Source organism: Cupriavidus basilensis (genome assembly GCF_029335485.1).
Lineage (GTDB): Bacteria > Pseudomonadota > Gammaproteobacteria > Burkholderiales > Burkholderiaceae > Cupriavidus > Cupriavidus basilensis_E.
The window spans coordinates 1-4,132 of sequence record NZ_JARJLM010000409.1; the positions used below are offsets into that span (position 1 = coordinate 1).

Genomic DNA, 4,132 nt, shown 5'->3' on the forward strand with positions numbered 1-4,132 from the left:
GCAACGGCATCAGCGCCTTTGCGCAGAACGGCGACGTGCGCCACATCGCCCATCAGGGCGAGATGTTGCTGCAGGCACAGCACAATCGCATGCGCCTCGAAGCCGAGCAAAGCGTCGAGATCAGCGCCAGCCAGCAACACGTCGTGATCGGAGCCAACACGCACCTCACGCTGATCTGCGGCGGCGCGTACGTCAAGATCGCGAACGGCAACGTCGAAATGGGCATGCCGGGCACCTTCACCGTCAAGGCAGGCAGCTATGACTTCATCGGTCCAGCCAACGCCAATGCCGCCCTGCCCATCTTCAAAGCCCCGTCGACCGGCGACTTCGAAGCCCGTTACCGCATGCGCAAAACAGACGAACGCGCCTTCCAGGGCTATCGCTACAAGTTGATGAGCGCGGGCCAGCTCCTGGTTGAAGGATGGACCAACGACGAAGGCGAAACCGAACACGTGGAAAGTGCCAACCCGCGCATGGTCCACGCCTACAAAACCATCATGCGCGACGACCAGCGTGTCACCGAGAACTGGCGTTCCATCATCGATGGCATCGGCGATGACCGGCCGTGCGCCGACCAACCGTCACCGTTCACGGATGACTTTCTGAACGAACAAGCACAGGAGAATGCCTGATGCCACTTCCCGCTGCTGCCGCCGCCGCATTGCTCTGGGGATATCGTGCCTACAGGGTCTATCAGGCCGTCGAAACCGCGGCAACAATCGCAGAGGGCGTCGAGTTCACGGCCCATCTCGCCGAACGGCGCGAGCAAATCAAAAAGGTACTCAAGTCTGTTATTGAGAGCTTTGCCCAAGAAATCGACAAGAAGAGTTCAACCTTCGCCCAAATCGATCACGGTGGGCGCAGCACGATCTCGCGACGAGGCAAGGAAGGCACCACTTACAAGCAGTACATCGACAGAAAGGTTCCCTTTCGCCCCGCCATCAGTATTGCGTGTACCTGGGCCAAGGACTCTCCGATCAAAGTGCCCAGGCGTATCCGCAAAAAAGTGGGCGGAGAACTCGTCGCCATGACAATCGACGTGTTCCTGAAGCAAACCACGGCGTCCTTGATCTTCGAGGCCATCGACGAAACGCTGGATTGGCAGAGCCCGCTCAAGGCCGAACCCAACTACATGAACGGCAAGGCATGGCTCGGTGAGCCACCAACACGCCCCAGGCGTATCAGCGAGGTCTTTCCCTTCTGGCCACGGCCTAAGGGCAGCCTGGCACCGGACCTGGCCATCGTCGAATATCGGCAGCAGCCATTTCACGTACCCAACGTGTTTGTCGCGGTGGAGATCAAGTTTCCAAATGATTGGGTGAAGAAAAAGCAAATGGAAGACTACGTGGATTTGATGAATCGGGATGCAAAAAAAGTTGCATTGCTCAGGGTTCCAGAGGATTGCACCGGATACAAACCGGAGGGCGAAGGAAAAACCTCCAAGCCATCCGGATCAACCGGTGGCAAAGGAAGAAAATAAATCATGAGCACAACATATCAATTGTTTACTCAAGATGTCCTCGACGATTTCGTCGCGATGCTCAAAGAATGGCCGAATTCTTATTATGAGATCGACGGGGCCGAATATGCCATCAGCCCCTTTATCAGCTTCTACTTCGCAGCAGATCCGGCGCGCCATGTGGAAACGGGCTTGGCGATGATCGATGTGCATGAGGCGTTCGAGCGGCTGCTGGCCTCCCCTTTCAAGATCCAGACCCATCCCGATTCCGAGCGCCCTCACCCTTACGGCTCCAAGCGGCTCGGCAATCTGCGTGAGTGGACGCGAAAGATACCCCGCAACAAGAGCTTCACCTTCGATTTCACGGACGAGACCAACCACCGAAGCTCCCCAACAAACGCAGGCTATTACTGGAGAGCCTCTGATCTGGGTTTTGGCGGCACCAAATACTCCAACGTCCTCCTCTACTACCGCTGGCAGTGGTGGCTCGACAACCGCGATGCCTGGCGTCGCTTCGTGCACGACACCATCACGCGCCTGCGCCCCGAGCAGGTCTACAGCGGTTTCGCCATGGCCAATCCGCTGGAGTTCGGCACCCGCTCCGAGGTCACCGTCTGGGACCGGGCACTTGGCCCGCGCTTCTACGGCCTGGATACCGACTACCCCTTCATCATGGACCTCCATCTACCGTCGGGTCTACGTTCGCCGACCTGGGGTTTCTTCCTGTCGGACATCTGGCGCGAGAAGCTCTCGCTTGACCGCGACGCCGTGCGCGCCGCGCTGGCCGATCCCCGTATCCGCATCGATGAACTCGACTGCGGCCAATGGATCGAGCTTGGCCCGCAGCCGGCGTTGTATCCGGTCGAGAACGGCGTACCCGAGTTACCCGTCATGCTCAACCGTCTGCTGCGGCCGCTGCGGCACACCAACCTGGACCTGCTCGGTTTTGGCGAGTGGGACGGCGATCCCAACGTGCGCTTCAATCGACGCGACACCGAGCGCTGGCTCGCTCGCTTTGACGACAACAGCGATTGGCCGTCACCCGAGGTACGCGGCCTCGCGCCCGACGCACCTCGTCAAGAACCACCGCTAACGCATGCCACCGGTGGCGAGGCCTGCCCGCGCACCGGCTGGTGGGTGACGTCCGCCAAGCGCGACACACGCCAACACTTCGAGCAAGGCGAACGCCTGCCCATCATCGAAAGCGACCACACGCACGGCATGACGCTATGGCAATGGGACATCGATCAACGCGAGCAGATCACACCGCCCGCCGAAGCGTCCCGAGAAGCCCAAAGCCTTCAGCCCGCCCCACGCGCCGGTCTCTGGCTGCAATCCGGCCAGCCCTTGGTGCGCTGTCGCGTTGGCGACGGTGAATCGCTGCCGCTGGTCGACGGTGTGCCCGTGACCTGGCTGTGGACCGAGCAACCTCCGCCCGGCATGCGCGCCACCAGCGGCCAGCCTTGCCCCTATCCCGGCGTGTGGCACTGCGAAGACATCCCTACCGGTCCGAGCACCTTCCTGCATGGCACGCCCATGCCCCAGGTACACGGACGAGACGTCACCTGGTTTTTCGCTAAGACGCGATAACTCACTCGACGATACGCATCGTCCTGCGAGGGATCAGAGATGAATCGAATGCAATTCCACGAAAAGACACTACCCATGTACGTCATAAACGCCCGAGCGAACCTCGCCGCCATCCTCTTTGCTTTTGCCGCCCCCGGTATCGGTTCGGCATATGCCGAGACGCAGACATTCGATCCGAACACCTTCAAACTCTCAACGCTGATCGAATGCCGCGCGGACGACATTGGGGACTACTACAGCTTTGTATCTTGGTTGAAGGACCGGGACACGCGTCCTGCCGACATGGAAGCACTCGGCCTGACAGCGACCCCGACCGACAACCCGATGATCGAAGAGTACCGCCTGTCGAAGCCGATCACTGTATTCGAGCGTTCGACCGACCGCATCGCCCTCACTAGCGCCGGCCTCATGGGTGTGTTTGATGAGGCCGATCCCCATCCGCTCGCCAAGCAGCTTGGCGTCACCGCAGCTCTCGACGTACCGGGGAAGTTTCTCGGGGAGCGTGTGATCAAGGAGAGCGAACATCGCGCCGCGGATGATCCCTCGTTCGTCACGCGGTACCGCATCTCCCTGGACGTCTCCACGGTGACCTCGCACCCGCGCAAGACCTTGGCCGGCTGCACGTACCGGATGTCGATGGAAGACAAGTGATCTTACAAGGACGGGAGCAGGTTCACTTCTGCCAAGGTGGCCGATATGGACGTTGACCTGACGGACCGGAAGAATCCCAAACTGGAGAATCAGGCCGCCAAAGTGGAAGGAGGAAACGATGACAACAATAGACAGGAAAATGAGCGACGAGGAGATCGCCGGCATGGTCGCCGATCTGAGTAAGTGGCCGAGTGTCGCCCACGACAACGGGTACTATGAATTGGCCGTGATGCCGTTTCTCAGCATCTACTTCGCCGCAGATCCAGCACATCATGTGGAAACGGGCCTTGCCATGATCGATGTGCATGAGGCATTCGAGCGCCTGCTGGGCGCCCCTTTCAAGATCCAGACCCATCCCGATTCGGAGCGGCCTCACCCCTACGGCTCCAAGCGACTCGGCAATCTGCGCGAGTGGGCGCGTAAGGTACCCCG

Annotated in this window: 5 protein-coding genes; all 5 read left to right on the plus strand. The window is 59.9% G+C overall.

From position 1 onward, the window contains the following. On the plus strand, window positions 1-632 hold a 632-nt coding region (locus tag P3W85_RS24370; RefSeq protein WP_276266664.1), incomplete at its 5' end, for a DUF2345 domain-containing protein. Further along, complete coding sequence (locus P3W85_RS24375) at window positions 632-1,480, plus strand: VRR-NUC domain-containing protein (protein WP_276266665.1); 849 nt, start codon at window positions 632-634, stop codon at window positions 1,478-1,480. The genes P3W85_RS24370 and P3W85_RS24375, both read left to right, overlap by 1 nt. A 3-nt stretch (window positions 1,481-1,483) precedes the next feature. Further along, window positions 1,484-3,049 (plus strand): type VI immunity family protein, encoded by a 1,566-nt coding sequence (locus P3W85_RS24380; protein WP_276266666.1) that lies wholly within the window; start codon window positions 1,484-1,486, stop codon window positions 3,047-3,049. Window positions 3,050-3,124: 75 nt separating this feature from the next. Continuing rightward, window positions 3,125-3,700 (plus strand): hypothetical protein, encoded by a 576-nt coding sequence (locus P3W85_RS24385; RefSeq protein ID WP_276266667.1) that lies wholly within the window; start codon window positions 3,125-3,127, stop codon window positions 3,698-3,700. A gap of 118 nt (window positions 3,701-3,818) precedes the next feature. After that, on the plus strand, window positions 3,819-4,132 hold a 314-nt coding region (locus P3W85_RS24390), incomplete at its 3' end, for a hypothetical protein (protein WP_276266668.1).

Coding starts and splice junctions, on each gene's coding strand:
- P3W85_RS24375 (WP_276266665.1), top strand. CDS start 632: ATGCCACTTCCCGCTGCTGCCGCCGCCGCATTGCTCTGGGGATATCGT.
- P3W85_RS24385 (WP_276266667.1), top strand. CDS start 3,125: ATGTACGTCATAAACGCCCGAGCGAACCTCGCCGCCATCCTCTTTGCT.
- P3W85_RS24380 (WP_276266666.1), top strand. CDS start 1,484: ATGAGCACAACATATCAATTGTTTACTCAAGATGTCCTCGACGATTTC.